Source organism: Biformimicrobium ophioploci, assembly GCF_030270605.1.
Classification (GTDB): domain Bacteria; phylum Pseudomonadota; class Gammaproteobacteria; order Pseudomonadales; family Cellvibrionaceae; genus Biformimicrobium; species Biformimicrobium ophioploci.
Genome location: NZ_BSYJ01000001.1, coordinates 541,937 through 559,822, shown reverse-complemented (window position 1 = coordinate 559,822; position 17,886 = coordinate 541,937). Strand labels below are relative to the sequence as shown.

The window sequence follows — 17,886 nt, the reverse complement described above, 5'->3', positions numbered from 1 at the left end:
TATTAGCCTTTGCCTCGGGTGCGCGTCCGGTGGGGGCGCGCATTTTTTTCTATGAACTCGATTATCATGCCAGCGATATCCTTCCCTGTCGCAGTTTCAATACCTTCCAGCCCAGGTGATGAATTCACTTCCATCACCAGCGGACCGCGCGAGGAACGCAGCAGGTCCACACCTGCCACATTGAGGCCCATCGCATGTGCGGCAGCCACGGCGGTCTTGCGCTCTTCCGGGCTGATTTTGATGAGGCTGGCGCTACCACCGCGATGCAGGTTGGAGCGGAATTCCCCCTCTGGTGCCTTGCGCATCATGGCTGCCACTACTTTTTCGCCAATCACAAAACAGCGGATATCGGCGCCGTCCGCCTCCTTAATGAACTCCTGCACCAGGATATTGGTGTGCAGCCCCATAAATGCCTCGAGGACGCTCTCCGCCGCCTTGCGGGTTTCCGCCAGCACCACACCGATGCCCTGGGTACCTTCCAGCAGCTTGATCACCAGCGGCGCACCGCCAACCATCTCGATCAGGTCCTTTATATCCTTCGGCTTATTCGCAAACCCGGTGACAGGCAGGCCGATACCCTTGCGGGAGAGCAGTTGCAGCGAGCGCAACTTATCACGTGAGCGGCTGATCGCGACAGATTCGTTGAGCGGGTACACCCCCATCATTTCAAACTGGCGCAATACGCTACAACCGTAAAAAGTGATCGACGCGCCAATCCGGGGAATGACCGCATCGAAGCCCCCAACCAACTCACCGTCGGCGTGGATCTCCGGGGACTGCGAGTTGATATTCATGTAACAACGCAGCGCATCGACTACCTGACTGTCATGCCCGCGATCCTCGCAGGCCTCTACCAGACGGCGAGTGGAATAGAGATTTTTATTGCGCGACAAAATCGCAATTTTCATGGCAAAACCCCGTCAACAGGTGCGGCAAAAGAGAAAAGTTATCGCGAGTATTGCTGACAGGGACGGCCAGCCGCGGAAAAGAGGCGCTATTTAGGTGCAAGCCTGCGCCTGGCGCAAACAAAAGATTTTTATCGACAGGAGAAATGGAGAGGATGGTAGGGGTCAGAGCTTTAGATGACAGGGGTCAGAGCCATAGGCTCTGGCCCCAATGGTCTGTTTGATTTAAGGGGTCAGAGCCGAAGGCTCTGACCCCATTAATCCCGCTACTCAGCCAGCGCCGATCTCTGCAGCGCCACCAGCTCGGCAATCCCCGCCTTGCCGAGGGCAAACATCTGCGCGAACTCGGCCTCGCTGAACGGCTCACCCTCCGCAGTGCCCTGCAGCTCGATAATGCCGCCGTCTTCCGCCAGCACCAGGTTCAGGTCGGTATCGGCGGCGGAATCCTCCGGGTAGTCCAGATCCAGCACCGCCTTGCCCCGGTACATGCCCACCGATACCGCGGCAATCATGCGCAGCAGCGGGTCGGTACTGATGAGCTTCTCGCGCTGCATAAAGCGCAGGGCGTCTACCAGTGCAACGCAGGCGCCGGTGATCGACGCGGTACGGGTGCCGCCATCGGCCTGCAACACATCGCAGTCGATGGTGATCTGGTGCTCGCCCAGGGCCCTGAGTTCCACCGCGGCGCGCAGCGAGCGGCCGATCAGGCGCTGGATCTCCACGGTACGGCCACCCTGCTTGCCGCGCGCGGCCTCGCGGTCCATGCGCGAACCGGTGGAACGGGGCAGCATGCCGTATTCCGCCGTAACCCAGCCCTTGCCACTGCCGCGCAGGAATCTCGGCACATCCGTAGCCACACTGGCATTGCACAGCACCTTCGTATGACCGAACTCCACCAGTACGGAGCCCTCCGCATGGCGGGTGAAGTTTCGGGTGATGCGGATGTCGCGCAACTGCTCCGGCGTGCGGCCACTGGGTCTGCTCATAAATCTGTTGTCCATCAGGTAAATTGCGCGGGCATTATACCCGCGGCGAGGCTACTCCCCTATGCTATGATCCGCCGCATTGCACAGAGACTGACGACAGGAAGTAACCATGGGCCAGAAAACCGTATGCAGCATGACCGCCTTTGGCCGCGCCGAAGCGGAATACAGGGGCGGCGTCGCCACCTGGGAGCTGCGCTCGGTCAACCATCGCTACCTGGAACCGCATTTCCGCCTGCCCGAAGCGGCGCGCCAGTTCGAGCCACGCCTGCGCGAGGCGCTGCGCAAGGCCCTTTCGCGCGGCAAGCTGGAACTGACCCTGTCCCTGAGAAACTCCGGCCTCGAAGCCACTGGCATAGAGATCGACGAATCCCTGGTGCGCGCCCTGATCGAAAAGGCGGAGCATGTCGCCGCCCTGACGGATACCGCCGCACCGCTGGACCCGCTCGAGCTACTGCGCTGGCCCGGGGTCATGGCCGAACCGGAGACCGATACCGATGCGCTGGGCGATGCCATTGTCGCCGCCCTGCAGGAAGCATTGACTCAGCTGGTGGCCAACCGCCAGCGCGAGGGCGCAGAACTGCGCAAATTCATCGAGCAGCGCCTGGACGGCATCGTCGACCAGGTTGCGGCGGTACGCGAACTGTTGCCGGAGATCCTGCAGGCACAAAAAGACAAGCTGCGCACGCGGCTGGAGGAGCTGCAGGCCGAACTGGACAGCGACCGCCTCGAGCAGGAGATGGTCATCCTTGCGCAGAAGGCCGATGTGGATGAGGAGCTGGATCGGCTCGAGGCACATGTGGCCGAAGCCCGCCGTGTACTTGCCGGTGGCGGCGCCATAGGCCGACGCCTCGACTTCCTGATGCAGGAATTCAACCGCGAAGCCAATACCCTGTCATCCAAATCCATCGTCACCGATACCACCCAGGCGGCGGTGGAACTCAAAGTACTGATCGAGCAGATGAGAGAGCAGGTGCAAAATATCGAATGATGTCTCAGGGCGCACTACGTTCCTTGCCCGCCCCTTCACGCGGAACCACCGGCAACTCCACGTAAGACGCCCGCTCGGCGCCGAACCAGACCGTATTTTCTGCCGTCACAAACTCAGACGTGGTGGCATTGGAGCGGCCGGTATTGAGGTTTCGCTCAATGCGCGGGAAGTTGGAGCTACTGATTTCGACCCGGATACGATGGCCTTTGGCAAAATAATTACTGGTCGCGTTGAGGTCCACATCGATGGCATACACGGTGCCTGGCACCATGAATTCCTGGCTGCGCAGCGAGTTCCGGTAACGCATCCTCTGAACACCTTCCTGCACATTGAATGCCCTGCCATCGGGATAGACATCCACCAGCTTTACGGTGAAATCTGTATCCCTTGCCGATGAACTGACGAACAGCCGGGCGTGAATAAGGCCGGTCACCTCCATACCCTCTTCGAGCGGCGGGCTGCTGTAAACCAGCACGTCATCCCGCATCTCAATGGCACTCTGGTCGTAACCGCCAGCCTCGGTACTGGAGCCGGTACAGCAGGTATGGCCCCCGAGAGATGGCACCGGGTGTGCTGGGTCGTAGGTAAACTGGTCGCTGCCCTGCTCGGGTGGTTTCACCGTCTGGAGTCGCCCTCCACCTCTCAGGCTATTGGCTGGCTGCGGGGACGACAGGTACCAGCGAGTGCGCTGCGTACCCGGTATCGGCCATGCGTCTGCTGTGCGCCACTGGTCCGCGCCCAGCACGTAATAAGTCAGGAAAGGCCGTTTAACCGGTCGATCTGTATTTCCCCTGAGCCAGTAGTCATACCAATCGAGCTGCATCTGCACATAGTCGCGACTCGTGTTTGCCAGTGGCCGATCACCCGCGCTCAACTCGCTCTCCTGCTCCGGGTAGTTGCAGTGTGTGCCCGGCCCGATGACCACGAACTGGTGATTGCGTGCCCCGGAAGTGGTCGCATTGCGCCTGAACTGATTCGCCATCATCAGGGTTTCCCGGGCGCCATAGTCATACCAGGTGTCAAAGAACAGGTTCGGGACCGCAGTGCTGTCGCCCGCCTGCACGAGATCCATGGACCGGAAATAGTCCCCATCCGGTTCGCTTTCGCGCCAGTCTTCAAAGTCCGTCGGGGAAATGCCGCTGCGCGATAATAGCGTCATTACCGGCAGCGAAGCGATGTTGCCGAGGTAGCGCTGGAAATCCTGTTTTGGTTTTGCCTGGTACCCGTCTGCATGGTCGGACTGGAACCATTCAGACCGGGCGGCACCGCTCAGTGGCGGGCCGTAAAAATATTTTGTGCCATCGTTCGCAAACCAGCCGGCGGTCTGGCCCAATTCAAAAGCACCGCCACTAAAGGACTGCCAGGCACGTCCAGGCCTGTAGTAGCCGGACGCCGGGGATTGCGGCTGACCCACGACGAGCGCTGGGTGATGGGTGGCCTGCAGGACAACCTGAGCCTCGCCGAGGTAGGAGCAGCCACTCAACCCCACGCGGCCATTGGACCAGGGCTGCGCAACAATCCAGTCCAGCGTGTCGACCCCATCCTCCCGCCTGCCACGCGCGACGGTATAAACCCCCTCCGATTCGTAGCGCCCGCGAATATCCTGAATCACCACCGCGTAACCCTGCTCGACCAGAATTTTCCAGACCGGATTCCAGCCGAAAGTACCGCGCTTGTTATAAACCGTACGAATCAGGATTGTCGGGCGCGGCTCATTGAGCGCACCATGGAAATACACATCGGTAGAAAGATGGATACCGTCACGCATGGGCACCATCTGGCTTTTCAGCGCCAGCTCTGCGTGGGCCGCGCAGGACAGCGCCCACAGCAGCAAAAAAGCGAAAAGCCGCTTTATGCTGGCCGCCGGAACCCCGGCGTTACCGGCACTACGCAATCCGATTATTGGTGTACTGATACGCTCGCCCCCGCTATTTCGCAGTAACTTCCATGGACAGGTCCGCTGGCAGGATCTCGAAACGATATCGGTAGTCCAGATAGGGCAATGTGTACTCGAATAGAGGCGGTGCGCCCCAGGAGTCAGTGCCGCCCACACCCCGCTGTGCCAGGTCGATATTGACAAAAATGCTGTCACGGACAACGAGCTCGTGTGGATGCAGGTTACGTTTTTTCACTTCCGCCCGGGATGCATCGAACTGGTCCGTATCGTAATAGCTCGCACCAAAACCCAGCAGCGGAGCGCCGCGAAAACGCAGCCCTGCACCGGCACCATTCGTGAAACTGACCTCGCGTACATCTGTCCGATAACCATTTTCCTGCGGCCGCACGTAGGGTACGAACAGATCGGCAACACTGGCGGAATAACGGCCGACCAGGGCCGAGGTCTTGCGGTCCGCATAGTTTTCATGGGGGCCGCGGCCGTACCAGGAAACCTCGGCAAACTCCGGTTTCAGGGTAAACAGGTTACCGAGCCGGGGCAGTTGCGGTTGCTGCTGGTGCGGTGCGGCAATGAAATTCACCTCGACGGCGATACGGCCATCACCGTGGACCTTGTACAGAGTCCGGTAACGGCTCTTTACCTCACCGAGCCAGTGCTCGGTAGCGATGGTCACATGACCTTCACCGCGCTCGGATATTCGAATATCGGTGAGCTGTGCATTGCGCCCCACGAACTGCCAGGTTGCGAGGCTCTTGCCGTAATCGCGCGCCTCCATGTCGTTGTCGATAGGCGCACGCCAGAACTCCGGTCGCGCAGCTGCAGCCAGTATCTGCGAGCCGCCGTATGCCAGCTCCTGCAGGAACCCGGACTGCTTATCGAAAATAATCGAGACGTCGCGATTGGACAGCTCAATTCGTGTGTCACTTTCACGCACACGCAGACTGCCCTGGCGCTGTTGCCGCGGCATTTCGCCAATTTCAAGTGATGGATAGGCCAGTTGCGAAGTAGCAACAATATGACCTGCCGTGAGCAGGGGCTCGCCGCCATCGGTGCGCACGGTGAGGTTCAGAAAATATTCACGGCCTGGTTGGCGCGCGTACTCCACTGGCAGCGATACTTTCTGGGTAGCCTGCGCAGCAGCGCTCAGGGCGATTCCATCCCCATCTTCCACCGGCACACCATCTTCCAGTAACTGCCAGTCCAGCGTCCAACCGGAAAGGCTGCGGAAAAAATGTTTGTTGGTAATTTCCAGCGTACCTGCCTCAAGATCCAGTGCCCGGAAGCCAATATTCTGGTGACCCGATTTTACTTCCCATAAATAGGGGTAAGGTGTGCGATCCGCCTGCACGAGGCCATTCGCGCAGAAGCTGTCCGAGTGCGCCACGGCCGGGGGCTCCAGGTCACCGCCATAGGCAAAATAGGACTGCCCGCCCGGGGATTCCCGTAAAAAAGTCTGGTCCACCCAGTCCCAGATAAAGCCCCCCTGAAGCGCGTCATATTTCTCGAACGCATCCCAGTATTCCTGGAAGTTGCCCAGCGAGTTGCCCATCGCGTGTTCATATTCGATCAGTATCGCCGGGCGCTCGTCGAAGCCCGTGCGTGCATACCGTATGACCTGGTCGAGGCTCGCATACATCTGCCCGTAGGCATCCGTGTGTCGGCGTAGCTGGGCCTGCTCGGACATGACGGGCGCGGGATCGCGTTGCTTCAACCAGTCGTAGGCAGCCTCGAGATTCGGGCCATCCCCGGACTCATTCCCCAGGGACCGGATGACCACAGAAGTGCTGTTTTTCGAGCGCTCATACATACTGGAGATACGGTCGATGTACGCTGCGCGCCACTCGGGTTTATTGACCGGATGAATTGACGGGTCATACGACGAGCCCTGATTTGCTGCACCAATACCATGAGACTCGATATTGGCCTCATCCATCAGGTAGAACCCATATTCATCAGCCAGGCGGTACCAGTAGGGATCATTGGGGTAGTGCGCGAGACGCACCGCATTGATATTGAATTCCTTCATCAGACGCGCATCGCGTTCCATCGACGCGCGCGAGATGACATGCCCGGTTACCGGATCATGCTCGTGCCGGTTGACGCCCTTGAACAGAACGGGTTGGCCGTTGATCAGTATCTGCCCGTCGCGGTACTCGGTAGAACGGATGCCGAGCCTGTGCCCGATATATTCCACCGCCTCGCCGTCAGCAGACTCAAGGGCAAGCTGGAGACTGTAAAGGTACGGTTGCTCCGCACTCCACAGGTTTGCAGCGGGCACCTCGATACGCGTAGCCACCTGGTCTTGCTGGCCCGGCTTTATGGGCGGGACCTCGAGGGTCTGCACCGCTACTACCTTGTCGTCGGCATCAGTCAAGGACAACCGCAGCCGGTAGTTTCGCGCCGGGTTATCCTGCGTGTTTACGACCTGTGCATTGAAGTCGATTACACCATCGCGATATCCATTCACCAGGTCTGTGCGCGCGTGAAAATCCTGGAGGTGTACTTGCGGTGTCGCATAGAGAAACACGTCCCGTTCGATCCCGCTCATGCGCCACATGTCCTGGCACTCGAAATAGGAGCCATCCGAATAACGGAACACCTGCAGCGCCAGCAGGTTTTCTCCGCTGCGCAGGAACGGCGTCAGGTCGAACTCGGCCGCGGTCTTGGAGTCCTGTGAGTAACCAACTTTTTCCCCGTTGACCCATAAATAGAAAGCAGATTTCACTGCACCAAAATGAATGAATACCCGTTTGCCGTCCCACGCTTCTGGCAGGGTGAACTTCTGCCGGTAAGAGCCAACCGGGTTGTAACTGGCTGGCAGTTCCGGCGGCACGGCATCGGGCTGAAAACATGCATGCGAGTGGTAATAGGGAATGCCGAAACCGTTGATTTCCCAGTTGGCCGGAACCGCAATGGTGCCCCACTCACTATCGTTGTAACCGGGGAGCTCGAACCCCTCTGGACGCGCATCAGGACTCTCCACCCACTGGAACTTCCAGTCCCCATTGAGTGAAAGGTGGTTCTGTGTACTCAGGGGGGTATCGCTGAAGGCGTCACCCGGTGACAGTGCCGGATGAAAGAAACTCCGCGCCGGTTGCTTATTGACACGGAAAACTTCCGGGTTGCCCCAGTCCGGTAGCTGCGCTGCAAGACAGGCAGGCAGAGCACTGGCCGCGAGAAAAATGCCAATCAGAATATGTTTCAAAACAGGTCTCCTCGAAAAGGGGCACGTGCCCGGGCGAGGAAAGTACCCTGCCCGGGGCCGTGGCCGGTTCTACCACCAGGCCACATAGAGTGCAGCGAGAATCAGGCTGATGCTGAGCGCCGAAGTATTGGCGCCGCGACTGGTGGAGAAGTCGATACCATTCAGGTCAATGGCCTTGGCATCATTGTCCTTGCCCGCCACCAGAACACCGAGTCCGAGGCAAGCGAGGAAGACCAGGCCCACCCTGTCCATAAAGGGCAGTTCCGGCCAGAACAGCCTGGCCAGTAGTGACAACACAACAGATCCTATACCGGCCACGAGTGCGGAATTCGCATTAGCCTTCTTGTAAAAGAAACCCAGAATGAAAATCGCCACCACACCGGGAGTGAAGAAACCTGTGAATTCCTGAATGTACTGGAATGCCTGCTCCAACTTTCCGAGCAAAGGCTCTGCAATAATCATCGCAACCACAAGTGCCGTTGCGGCCGCGATCCGCCCCACCACAACCAGCTGCTGCTCAGATGGGGACTGCGCTACCAGCTTGCGGTAAATATCGAGGGTAAAAATCGTCGAAATACTATTTGCCATCGAGGCAAGCGAAGAGGCAATGGCCGCAACCAGCGCGGCAAAGGTGAGGCCCAGCAAACCTGCAGGAACCAGCTTCATCATTTCCGGGTAGGCCTGGTCCGGGCGGTCAAGGCCAGGCACCAGCACCAGCGCTGCGATACCTGGCAGCACCACGATCAGCGGCATGAGCAACTTTAGAAACGCGGCAAACACAATACCCTTTTGCGCCTCGCGCAGGTTCTTTGCAGCGAGGGTACGCTGGGTGATGTACTGGTTGAAACCGAAGTAAGAGATATTCATCACCCACATGCCACCGATCAAAACCGAAATACCGGGCAGGCTGACGTAATCCTCATGATCGGAAGACAGGATCATGTCGAAGCTTTCCGGGGTCCGCTCCAGCAGCGTGTTGAAACCCGCAATTACCCCTGCGCCATCTGACAGCCTGTCCAGCGCCAGGTAGCTGACCAGCAGACCCCCGAAGACCAGCAGTATGACCTGAATGATATCAGTCAACGCAACGGCTTTGAGGCCGCCGTAGAGAGAATAGGCAACGGAGAACACCGCAAGGAATATCATTCCGTGCAGCATCTCGATTCCGGTAATGGTCTTGATGGCGAGCGCACCCAGGTACAGTACCGCTGTGAGGTTGACGAATGTGTAAACTGCCAGCCAGAAAAACGCCATAACTATCTGCACCCGGCCATCGAAGCGCTGCTCCAGAAACTGGGGCATGGTGTAGATTTTTTTCTCGATGAAAATCGGCAGAAAAAATTTGCCTACGACAATCAGGGTGATCGCTGCCATCCATTCATAGGAAGCGATGGCGAGCCCGATTGCGTAACCGGACCCAGACATACCGATAATCTGTTCGGCAGAGATATTGGCGGCAATGATCGATGACCCGATTGCCCACCAGGGCAGGGCATTACTCGCAAGGAAATAATCCGAGCTGTTTTTTTCGTGCCCTGCCTTTTCCCTGGAGACCCACCAGGCCACCGCGATCAGGGATACGCAGTAACACGCAAATACCACTATATCTGCTGTTGTCATCGCCATATCAAACACCCTTCATTATTTTTATATCGTGGAAATTTGTTGCATCTGCGCCATAAATGCTCGCGCGTTTTCGCTTACCCGGGCAGGTTGGTATCCCGGCCGGTATAGGTCACCACCGATTCCGAAGCCCGCGATACCCGCTTGCCAGAATGCAGCCATGTTGTGCAATGTGACACCACCTACGGCAAAGATTTTCACCTCACTGGGAAGCACTGCAACCAGGTTTTTCACATAGCCTGGCCCCAGATCTGCAGCAGGAAAAAGCTTCAGGGTTTTCGCACCTGCGGCGATAGCCTGAAAGGCTTCGGTGGGCGAAAACACACCCGGAAATACTTCCATCCCCATCTCGATACCGTAGCGAATGACCTCGGTATCAGTATTCGGGGAGACAAGTAGACGCCCGTCGGCCGCCTGCACGGCACGGGCCTGGTTTATATCGGTTACGGTACCGGCACCAACAGTGCACCCGCTGCCAAATTCCGCCGCCAACCTGCGTATGCTCTCGAGGGCATCCGGCGAGTTCATGGGCACCTCGATATAGCGCCAGCCAGAATCCACCAGCGCGGCCGCCACCGCAATGACCTCATCGGGCGTGATGCCACGCAGGATGGCGATCAACGGTACGTTTTCTTCCGGTACCCCGCTCACTATGCCGTTCATGGTACTGCCTCCTCTGGCTGTGTCGCGAGCTCGTGCAGATAGGCGAAGCCTGCGGCGGCCAGCTCCGCGCCATCGTGGCATTCACAAGGAATGTCCAGGGTTCGCAGCGCAGATTGGTACAACGCGCACAGGGTTGAGCTGGCAATAACGTGTACAGGTTCCCCCACTATTCTGCGGGCCTCCCGGATTTCAGCCCCAATCAACAGGCCCGAGAGATAACTCTGGCTGTTTTCCGGTGCGAGCTCTCCGGCGAGCACCAGCGCGCGGGTGGAAAAAAGCTGCATGGCCACGCCCTGTTCGCTGCTGTGCACGCCGCGTGTAAATGCCTCCTGATCCGCTACCTGAGGCCCCTGCACCAGAATGCTCTGGTTAATCAGGCAACTGAACATTTCACCCGTAACAGCAGTAGAAAACCCCTCGATCCGGCCCTCATGGATACGCGCCCACTTGGTATGCGTACCCGGCAGGCAGAGCGTAGCCTCGTTACCGGCGTAGCCATCCGCTTTTTGCAGCCAGCCCGCGATCTGTGTTTCTTCACCGCGCAGGAAGCCGGGCTCGCCGCGCGGGTTGACGCACCGCAGCCCTGGCACAACCCGCATTGGGCGGCCATTGTGCATCAGTGTCGCCATGTCGCTCGCCAATTCGGCCGGACCCAGGGGACATTCCATGTACGGGACCTCCCTCCAGCCGATACTGGAACCAATCATGCCGCACATGACGATTGGGAGGCTCGCGCAGTCTGCAAACTCCCGATCGAGAATCTGCTGCAGGTAATCCGCAAAGTCGGTCGCAGCCAGGGTCGACGCGCCGGCATCTGATGTAAAACTTGCGATGACCTCGCCGGAAGCTGAGAGAGCCAGCATTCGAAAACTGCTGGTCCCCCAATCTACGGCCAGCAGGGCGGCCCTTGATGGCTGTCCGACATGCGTCCGCTGCCCGGGACCTGCACTCCCCATCAATGTGACTCCCGGCTGACTTCATCGCCGGAACCGCCGACGAGAAAATCGAGGTCAGCACCGCGGTCCGCCTGCAATACCGTCTCCACATAAAGCCTGGCGTAGCCCCTTTGGTAGGGTGAGGCCGGATGTTGCTGGCGCCAGCTGTTCAGTCGCCGCTGTATCTCTTCCTCACCAACCAAAAGTTCGAGACTGCGTGCCTCGCCATCAAAAGCGATTTCATCACCGTTCTGTACGATCGCCAGCGGGCCTCCTGCCTCAGCTTCCGGTGCCACGTGCAGGATCACCGTTCCGAATGCAGTGCCGCTCATTCGCGCATCACTGATGCGTAACATGTCGCGTACACCCCGTTCGAGCAGCTTGCGCGGTAATGCCATGTTCCCCACTTCCGGCATACCGGGGTAGCCTTTGGGCCCACAACCTTTCAATACCAGCACACAGCTTTCGTCCACATCGAGATCGGGATCATCGATGCGCGCGTGGTAATCCTCTATGGACTCGAATACGACGGCGCGACCGCGATGCTTTAGCAGCTCGGGGGAGGCCGCATTCGGTTTTATGATGGCCCCCTGCGGGCACAGGTTGCCCCGCAATACCCAGATGCCGGAATTTTCCTGCACCGGGTTATCGAGGTCACGAATCACCTCGTCGTTGTAACACTCGGCGGACTCCAGCCGCGATCCCAGCGTTTCGCCGCTCACGGTTTTTGCCTCGAGAGCCAGGTGTGGTGCCATTTTCTTCATGACCGCCGGAAGTCCACCGGCGTAGTGATAATCTTCCATCAGGAAACGGCCGGACGGCATCAGGTCCACCAGCAACGGCACCTCCCGGCTGAACTCGTCGAAGTCTTCCAGTGAAAGCGGCAGCTCGAGCCGGCCGGCAAGTGCCAGCAGGTGCATGACCGTATTGGTCGACCCGCCAAGGGCAGCGTTGACCTTGATTGCATTGACGAGCGCCTCGCGCGTGATGATGTCGCGGATACGGATGTCCTTTTCCACCATGCGCACAATTTCCCGGCCACTCAGGTGCGCCAACGCCTGCCGGCGTGCGTCGACCGCAGGAATCGAACCGTTATAGGGCAGGCACAGCCCCAGAGCCTCGACCAGATTGGAAACCGTGGAAGCGGTGCCCATGGTCATGCAGACGCCGCGGGAGCGCGACATACCGCTCTCTGCTGCTATGAAGTCATCCATGGACATACGCCCGGCCCGTACATCCTCCGAGAACTTCCACACATCTGTGCCGGAGCCGATGTCACGGCCGCGAAACTTGCCATTGAGCATCGGCCCGGAGGAGACCACCAGGGTAGGCAGGTTTACGCTGGCCGCCCCCATTAGCTGCCCCGGTGTCGTCTTGTCGCAACCACCCAGGAGTACTACACCGTCAATCGGGTTGCCCCGAATGGACTCTTCCACATCCATGGACAGCAGGTTTCGAAACAGCATGGCCGTTGGTCGCATCTGCGTTTCGCCGAGGCTCGTAACAGGGAACTCCAGGGGCAGGCCACCGGCCTCCCAGATGCCGCGCTTGACGTAATCCGCAAGCTCGCGCAGACCGGAGTTACAGGGCGTTATTTCGGACCAGGTGTTACAGATACCAATCACCGGGCGCCCGTCAAAGCAGTGATCGGGATAGCCCTGCGCTTTCATCCAGGACCGATGGATAAAGCCGTCCTTGTCCAGTTTGCCGTAGCTCAACTGGCTGCGGCGCTTTTTCCCTTTACTCGACATACGTCCTTGCCTGCATTATTTATTTGTATGATAAATACGAATATTGTTTATGGCAAGGCATGCTTCCTCCGCCTGATCGGCATAACTGATTGGCGCAGTCTCGACAGGCAGGTAAAATCACGTTAGTAGGATAAATATGGCAATACTATGAGCAAGGCCGCAGGGCGTAACCTCACCCATCAACTGGCACACGATCTGGGCAACGCGATCCTGCAAGGCCGGTTCATGAACGTCCCATTTCCCTCCGAAGCAGAGCTGTCAGAGCAGTTCAGTGTCAGTCGCAGCGCGACCCGGGAGGCAGTGAAGATGTTGACCGCCAAGGGGATCCTCTCTTCGCGCCCGCGCCAGGGTATCCGCATCATGCCGGAGAGCGACTGGAACCTGTTCGATACGGATGTGCTCGACTGGATCCTGAGCAGCAAGCCGGGGCTTGAGGTATTACGCGATTTCGTACAGATGCGTGCAGCAATTGAGCCCGAAGCCGCTGCACTCGCAGCGGCACGATCTGAATCAGAAGATGTTGCGGATATCGGCCGGGCACTGGAGCGGATGCAGGCGGCGGAACTGGGCCAGGATGACCCCCTGGAGTCCGATATCGCGTTTCATGGCGCAATCCTCCGGGCCAGCGGCAACCGTTTTTTTATTCAGCTCCAGCCGTTCAGCGCCACCGCATTACGGGTCAGTATCCGCCACACAAACCGCTTCAAGGGCGTCAATACAGCCGATACCTCGGCGCACGCCCGTGTGTACTCTGCGATCAAACGCGGCAAAGTCCAGCAGGCACGTAAACTGATGCACGGGTTAATAGATGAAGCTCTGCAGCTGATCGAAGACGCGATGCCGGCCAGCGGCCGCTGAGCCGCGCTGAATCAGCAGGCGATATCGGGATCGGCCTCTATGGCCGACTGCAGCCAGTCACGGAATTTCTGTATTTTCGGCTGCTGCGCCTTGTCCTTACGAGTCACAAAATACCAACGATTCGGGTTGTCCACGCGGTGCGCGGGGAAGGGCTCAACGAGCAAGCCGGACGACAGTTCCCGTGACACAAAGGGCTGCATCGCGAGCGCTACCCCAACGCCCTGCATGGCAGCGCTCAGCGCATGGTCATAGCTGTCAAACTGCAGGCCTGCGGTTGGCTGAACCCCCTGCACACCGCTGCCTTCAAGCCATGCCGGCCAGTCCTCTTCCGACGGATACACCTGCAGTATCGGGGCCTGCGCCAGATCCTCGGGCTTTTCCAGCCTGTGCTGCTCGAGGGTACGCGGACTGCAAACCGGAAACAGCTGGTTTGAGAACAGCAGCAGATGATCCAGGTTCTTGCCACCAGAGCGCCCGACACGAATACACGCATCGACTTCCCCATGATCAAAGTCCACATCAATCTGTGACATGGTCAGGCGAACGCTCACATCCGGGTGCGCGCGCTGAAAATCGGAGAGGCGCGGGATCATCCAGCGAATGGCAAAGGTGCTGTATAGCTGCAGGGTAAGTACCTTGGGACGCCTCGGTGCCAGCAGAGATTCGGTTCCTTCGGAAATCTTCTCAAATGCCTCACGCAGGATCGGATAATACAGCTTTCCACTGCGGGTAAGCTCCACAGAGCGTGCCTTGCGAAGAAACAGTTCAAGCCCCAGGTAGCGCTCGAGCAGCTTGACCTGGTGGCTGATCGCGGAATGGGATACACACAGCTCATCAGCAGCATCGCGAAACGAGCAGTGTCGCGCGGCTGCCTCGAAGCTGCGCAGCGCATTCAAGGGTGGGATTTTCTTGGCCATATCATCGCCATGATTGAATTATTATCATTTATTTCAGGCCGCATTGAGTTTGCCAGCGCGACTTCACGCATGTCAATATTTTCGACATAGCCTTGAGACTGCTGTGGTGATCCGATTCCGGGAGGCCAGTACAAGGCAAACTATGTATTATCCATACCGGGCACGCCAGTGAGGGTTGAAAGATATGAACCAGTTACACACTCTCGATACGGCACGCGCCAGTTTTGCTGACGCCGCTCAGGCTCTAAAGCAAAAGCGCCCGAAAGAAGCTGAGCGGATTTGTCGCGCACTACTGCAGGAGCAGCCCGGAAACCTCCCCCACCTTCAACTGCTAGCCCACAGCCTGATTCTGCAGGAGCGGTTGGCCGAGGCCGAGGCTTTACTGCACCGAGGCCTGAAGCTGGCCCCGGATTTGCCATCGCTGCACGACGAACTCGGCAGCCTGTACGCGCAGAGCGCACGATATGATCAGGCTATTGCCGCCTTCGACCAAGCAATATCCCTTGACTCCAATAACCCGCGTACCCACCAGAAGCGCGCCAAAGCATTGCACCTGCTCGGACGGGACAGTGAGGCAGAAACCGCATTCAGGAAGTTCCTGGAAAAGGACCCGGTAGCCGGTGAGGTCGCGGAAGGCGTACGCCTGTGGCGGGAAGGCAAGCTCGGTGATGCTGAGACAGCACTGCGCGCCGTACTGCGCAAGTCCCCCGAAAACATCGATGCCATGCGCTACCTGGCACTGGTTCTGCAGGATGCGGGTAAGAATCTGCTCGATGCCGAAGCGCTATTGCGTAACGCGATACAGCGCGCGCCGGATTTTCTGCCGGCGCTGCAGAATCTCGGCGCGTTATTATTAGAGCGCCAGCAGTGGGAAGCCGCCGCGGAGGTTTTTGAAAATATCGTCGCCCAGGATTCGGGGGACGCGCTGGCGTGGTCCTCACTCGGGCACGCCCGCACCCGCAGCGGTGATATAGAGCGGGGGCTCTCCAACTATGACCAGGCGGCCGCGTTAAACCCTCAAAGTGCCGGGGTACACATGTCCCGCGGGCACCTGCTGAAGACCCTGGGGCGACAACAGGAATCGCTGGCGGCCTACCGCCAGGCCATTCATTACAATCCCGCGCTTGGTGAAGTCTACTGGAGCATGGCGAACCTTAAGGTTTTCCGTTTCACCGATGCTGAGGTACGGGCGATGCTCGGCCAGCTGCAGTTGGACACACTCAGTGACTCTGCCCGCGTGCACTTCAACTTTGCACTGGGCAAGGCTTTTGAGGACTTGCAGGATTTTGATCGGGCCTGGTCACACTATCACAAGGGCAACCAGTTGCAGCGTGGCCTGGTCGATTACGACCCGGTTGAGCACCAACTGATGCTCGATGACATTCGCGAGCAGTTTTCGCCGGATTTTGTCGAGCGCCATCGCGGCGAAGGCTCGTCGCGGGAGGATCCCATTTTTATCGTGGGTCTGCCACGCTCTGGCTCGACGCTGATCGAACAGATTCTTGCCAGTCATTCACAGGTCGAGGGCACGGAAGAGTTACCGAATATCGCCACGCTGGCACAGGCAACGGCCAGGTACCGGCGTGATGGTGCCGCCTTTCCAAAAACGGTGGAGAACTTCAACAGCCGTGACTTCGAATCATTTGCAAGAAAATACCTTGCGGAAGTCAAACATCTTCGCACGCTTGGCAAACCCTACTTTATCGACAAGATGCCAAACAACTTTGCCTACATTGGCTGGATCAAGCTCATGTTTCCCCGGGCAAAGATCATCAATACACGGCGCTACCCGCTGGATAGCTGTCTTGGCGCCTACAAGCAGCTATTTGCCAAGGGCCAGAACTTTACTTACGACATGCTGGAGCTCGCGGATTACTACCGTGGCTATACCGGTATCATGGCGCACTGGCATCGCCTGTTTCCCGGGGAAATCCTCGACGTGCACTACGAAGGCCATATGGATGATTTTGAAGGGCAGGTGCGGAAGATACTGGCGTACTGTGGGCTGGAATACGAGCCGCAATGCCTGCGCTTCTACGAAAACCAGCGCGCTGTCAGGACAGCAAGCTCTGAACAGGTGCGCCAGCCAATCTACCGCAGCGCGCTGGGGCTCTGGAAAAACTATCGCGCGCACCTCGGGATGTGGGAGGAAGACCTTTCCGACATCCTCGACGCACTGCCCACACAGGTAAAGGCGCTCGCGGGCTAGAAGGGCCAGACCTCCAGCCCATGAATTGCGTTGCGCACATCATTTGACAGGCGTACGCTGAGTGCGGTTTCTCCGCTATCAAGGTCGTGCACGGCGATGGTCGAAGGGGATGATCCGGCGGCGATCAGATGGTCGTCTAGCACGCACAGTCCGCGGCCGAAACCCACCCTTGCAACACCACTCTGGTCTAGACCCAGCCCCACCAACTCCTCGCTGTTGTGCTTTGGTACCGGGAAGAAACGGTCCCGGTTGTGGTCGCGACTGGCAAAACGCACCACGTCCGAGCGGGTATCATTGAATAGCACGCCGTCCTGGAAAGGGCGCGCATTGTGAGTGCCCGCGGGCAGGGTCGCACTCATGTTCACGGCACGGCCGTTGAAGTGCAGCAGCCCCTCGGTCTTCAGTCCGGCGATGTACATGCCATCCTTGTTGCAATGGATGCTGTTGATGTGCAGCTTGTTCAGCATCATCGGGCCGTCATCCCCGGCGGGATCATAAGTAGCGGCACGATAACGCATGCCATCGGTATCCAGCGCCAACGCCCAGTCGAACTTCTCTGAGTTCAGGTTGAAACCCAGGATACTGTCGTAACCGGTAGAGGTAAGAAAAATATGATCCTGCCACAGGCAAATTTCGTGGCAGTGCTTGAGGTACGGACTGCGCCAGGAACCTATCTTGCGGAAGTCCGGTGTAAATGCGTAGAGTTCGTCACTGGCAGCAATAAATATTCGTTCGCCGGCAAAGGCGATGCCACGGAGGCCACGGTCCCAGCCACGGCCCTGCCAGTCGATATCCGCCGTGTTCCAGTCGAGCATCTGCCGGGCCTGCTGCTTCTGCAGGTCAACCAGGTAGATGCCGCCGTGGCTATCCCCCTGCTGGCTGCCACGTACTACAGAGGTTGCAATCAATACGGTCACGCCGGTCTCCTTCTTATGCGTCTTGCCAGCAG

At 58.5% G+C, this 17,886-nt stretch carries 13 protein-coding genes; 3 read left to right on the top strand and 10 right to left on the bottom strand.

Translation table 11 applies throughout. The features are described from left to right. Window positions 1–2: 2 nt before the first annotated feature. Entirely contained in the window at window positions 3–908 is a 906-nt protein-coding gene (gene rimK, locus QSJ80_RS02390; RefSeq protein WP_285762665.1) for a 30S ribosomal protein S6--L-glutamate ligase, read from the bottom strand. Window positions 909–1,171: 263 nt separating this feature from the next. Continuing rightward, window positions 1,172–1,891: a ribonuclease PH gene (gene rph / locus QSJ80_RS02385; RefSeq protein WP_285762664.1), complete on the bottom strand. Its 720-nt coding sequence runs from the start codon at window positions 1,889–1,891 to the stop codon at window positions 1,172–1,174. A gap of 109 nt (window positions 1,892–2,000) precedes the next feature. Here rph and QSJ80_RS02380 point away from each other — a divergent pair, with 109 nt between their 5' ends. Next, entirely contained in the window at window positions 2,001–2,879 is an 879-nt protein-coding gene (locus QSJ80_RS02380) for a YicC/YloC family endoribonuclease (protein ID WP_285762663.1), read from the top strand. A gap of 4 nt (window positions 2,880–2,883) precedes the next feature. On the opposite strand, the gene QSJ80_RS02375 is transcribed toward QSJ80_RS02380, so the two are convergent. The 6 genes from QSJ80_RS02375 to QSJ80_RS02350 all read right to left on the bottom strand — a co-directional run bounded on the left by QSJ80_RS02375 (window position 2,884) and on the right by QSJ80_RS02350 (window position 12,953). Further along, entirely contained in the window at window positions 2,884–4,713 is a 1,830-nt protein-coding gene (locus tag QSJ80_RS02375) for a CocE/NonD family hydrolase (protein ID WP_285762662.1), read from the bottom strand. Between the two features lie 94 nt (window positions 4,714–4,807). Next, window positions 4,808–7,981 carry a glycoside hydrolase family 2 TIM barrel-domain containing protein gene (locus tag QSJ80_RS02370; protein WP_285762661.1) on the bottom strand — a complete coding sequence of 1,058 codons (3,174 nt, stop codon included), beginning with the start codon at window positions 7,979–7,981 and terminating at the stop codon, window positions 4,808–4,810. Between the two features lie 69 nt (window positions 7,982–8,050). After that, the gene (locus QSJ80_RS02365) at window positions 8,051–9,607 is read right to left on the bottom strand and encodes a sodium/sugar symporter (protein WP_285762660.1); all 1,557 of its coding nucleotides are present in this window, start codon (window positions 9,605–9,607) and stop codon (window positions 8,051–8,053) included. A gap of 21 nt (window positions 9,608–9,628) precedes the next feature. Next, window positions 9,629–10,267 (bottom strand): 2-dehydro-3-deoxy-6-phosphogalactonate aldolase, encoded by a 639-nt coding sequence (locus QSJ80_RS02360; RefSeq protein WP_285762659.1) that lies wholly within the window; start codon window positions 10,265–10,267, stop codon window positions 9,629–9,631. Then, window positions 10,264–11,223 carry a 2-dehydro-3-deoxygalactonokinase gene (locus QSJ80_RS02355; protein WP_285762658.1) on the bottom strand — a complete coding sequence of 320 codons (960 nt, stop codon included), beginning with the start codon at window positions 11,221–11,223 and terminating at the stop codon, window positions 10,264–10,266. Before QSJ80_RS02355 ends, QSJ80_RS02360 begins: the two co-directional genes overlap by 4 nt. Continuing rightward, window positions 11,223–12,953, bottom strand: a complete 1,731-nt coding sequence (locus QSJ80_RS02350) for an IlvD/Edd family dehydratase (protein WP_285762657.1) — start codon at window positions 12,951–12,953, stop codon at window positions 11,223–11,225. The genes QSJ80_RS02355 and QSJ80_RS02350 overlap by 1 nt, the downstream gene beginning before the upstream one ends. A gap of 147 nt (window positions 12,954–13,100) precedes the next feature. Between QSJ80_RS02350 and QSJ80_RS02345 the strand changes: the two genes are divergently transcribed. Continuing rightward, on the top strand, window positions 13,101–13,811 hold the full coding sequence (locus tag QSJ80_RS02345) for a FadR/GntR family transcriptional regulator (RefSeq protein ID WP_285762656.1): 711 nt from the start codon (window positions 13,101–13,103) through the stop codon (window positions 13,809–13,811). A gap of 11 nt (window positions 13,812–13,822) precedes the next feature. On the opposite strand, the gene gcvA is transcribed toward QSJ80_RS02345, so the two are convergent. After that, window positions 13,823–14,728, bottom strand: a complete 906-nt coding sequence (gene gcvA / locus QSJ80_RS02340) for a transcriptional regulator GcvA (protein WP_285762655.1) — start codon at window positions 14,726–14,728, stop codon at window positions 13,823–13,825. A 184-nt stretch (window positions 14,729–14,912) separates the two neighbouring features. Between gcvA and QSJ80_RS02335 the strand changes: the two genes are divergently transcribed. Continuing rightward, on the top strand, window positions 14,913–16,937 hold the full coding sequence (locus tag QSJ80_RS02335; RefSeq protein ID WP_285762654.1) for a tetratricopeptide repeat-containing sulfotransferase family protein: 2,025 nt from the start codon (window positions 14,913–14,915) through the stop codon (window positions 16,935–16,937). Here the strand turns inward: QSJ80_RS02335 and QSJ80_RS02330 are convergent. Next, a complete protein-coding gene (locus QSJ80_RS02330; protein ID WP_285762653.1) occupies window positions 16,934–17,854 on the bottom strand; it encodes a hypothetical protein in 921 nt (306 codons plus the stop codon). The two genes, QSJ80_RS02335 and QSJ80_RS02330, sit on opposite strands and share 4 nt — an antisense overlap. Window positions 17,855–17,886: the final 32 nt, after the last annotated feature.

Excerpts from the sequence above, each read along its gene's own strand:
- QSJ80_RS02350 (WP_285762657.1), bottom strand. The coding sequence starts at position 12,953 with ATGTCGAGTAAAGGGAAAAAGCGCCGCAGCCAGTTGAGCTACGGCAAA.
- QSJ80_RS02335 (WP_285762654.1), top strand. The coding sequence starts at position 14,913 with ATGAACCAGTTACACACTCTCGATACGGCACGCGCCAGTTTTGCTGAC.
- QSJ80_RS02380 (WP_285762663.1), top strand. The coding sequence starts at position 2,001 with ATGGGCCAGAAAACCGTATGCAGCATGACCGCCTTTGGCCGCGCCGAA.
- gcvA (WP_285762655.1), bottom strand. The coding sequence starts at position 14,728 with ATGGCCAAGAAAATCCCACCCTTGAATGCGCTGCGCAGCTTCGAGGCA.
- QSJ80_RS02345 (WP_285762656.1), top strand. The coding sequence starts at position 13,101 with ATGAGCAAGGCCGCAGGGCGTAACCTCACCCATCAACTGGCACACGAT.
- QSJ80_RS02365 (WP_285762660.1), bottom strand. The coding sequence starts at position 9,607 with ATGGCGATGACAACAGCAGATATAGTGGTATTTGCGTGTTACTGCGTA.
- QSJ80_RS02360 (WP_285762659.1), bottom strand. The coding sequence starts at position 10,267 with ATGAACGGCATAGTGAGCGGGGTACCGGAAGAAAACGTACCGTTGATC.
- QSJ80_RS02355 (WP_285762658.1), bottom strand. The coding sequence starts at position 11,223 with ATGGGGAGTGCAGGTCCCGGGCAGCGGACGCATGTCGGACAGCCATCA.
- rph (WP_285762664.1), bottom strand. The coding sequence starts at position 1,891 with ATGAGCAGACCCAGTGGCCGCACGCCGGAGCAGTTGCGCGACATCCGC.
- rimK (WP_285762665.1), bottom strand. The coding sequence starts at position 908 with ATGAAAATTGCGATTTTGTCGCGCAATAAAAATCTCTATTCCACTCGC.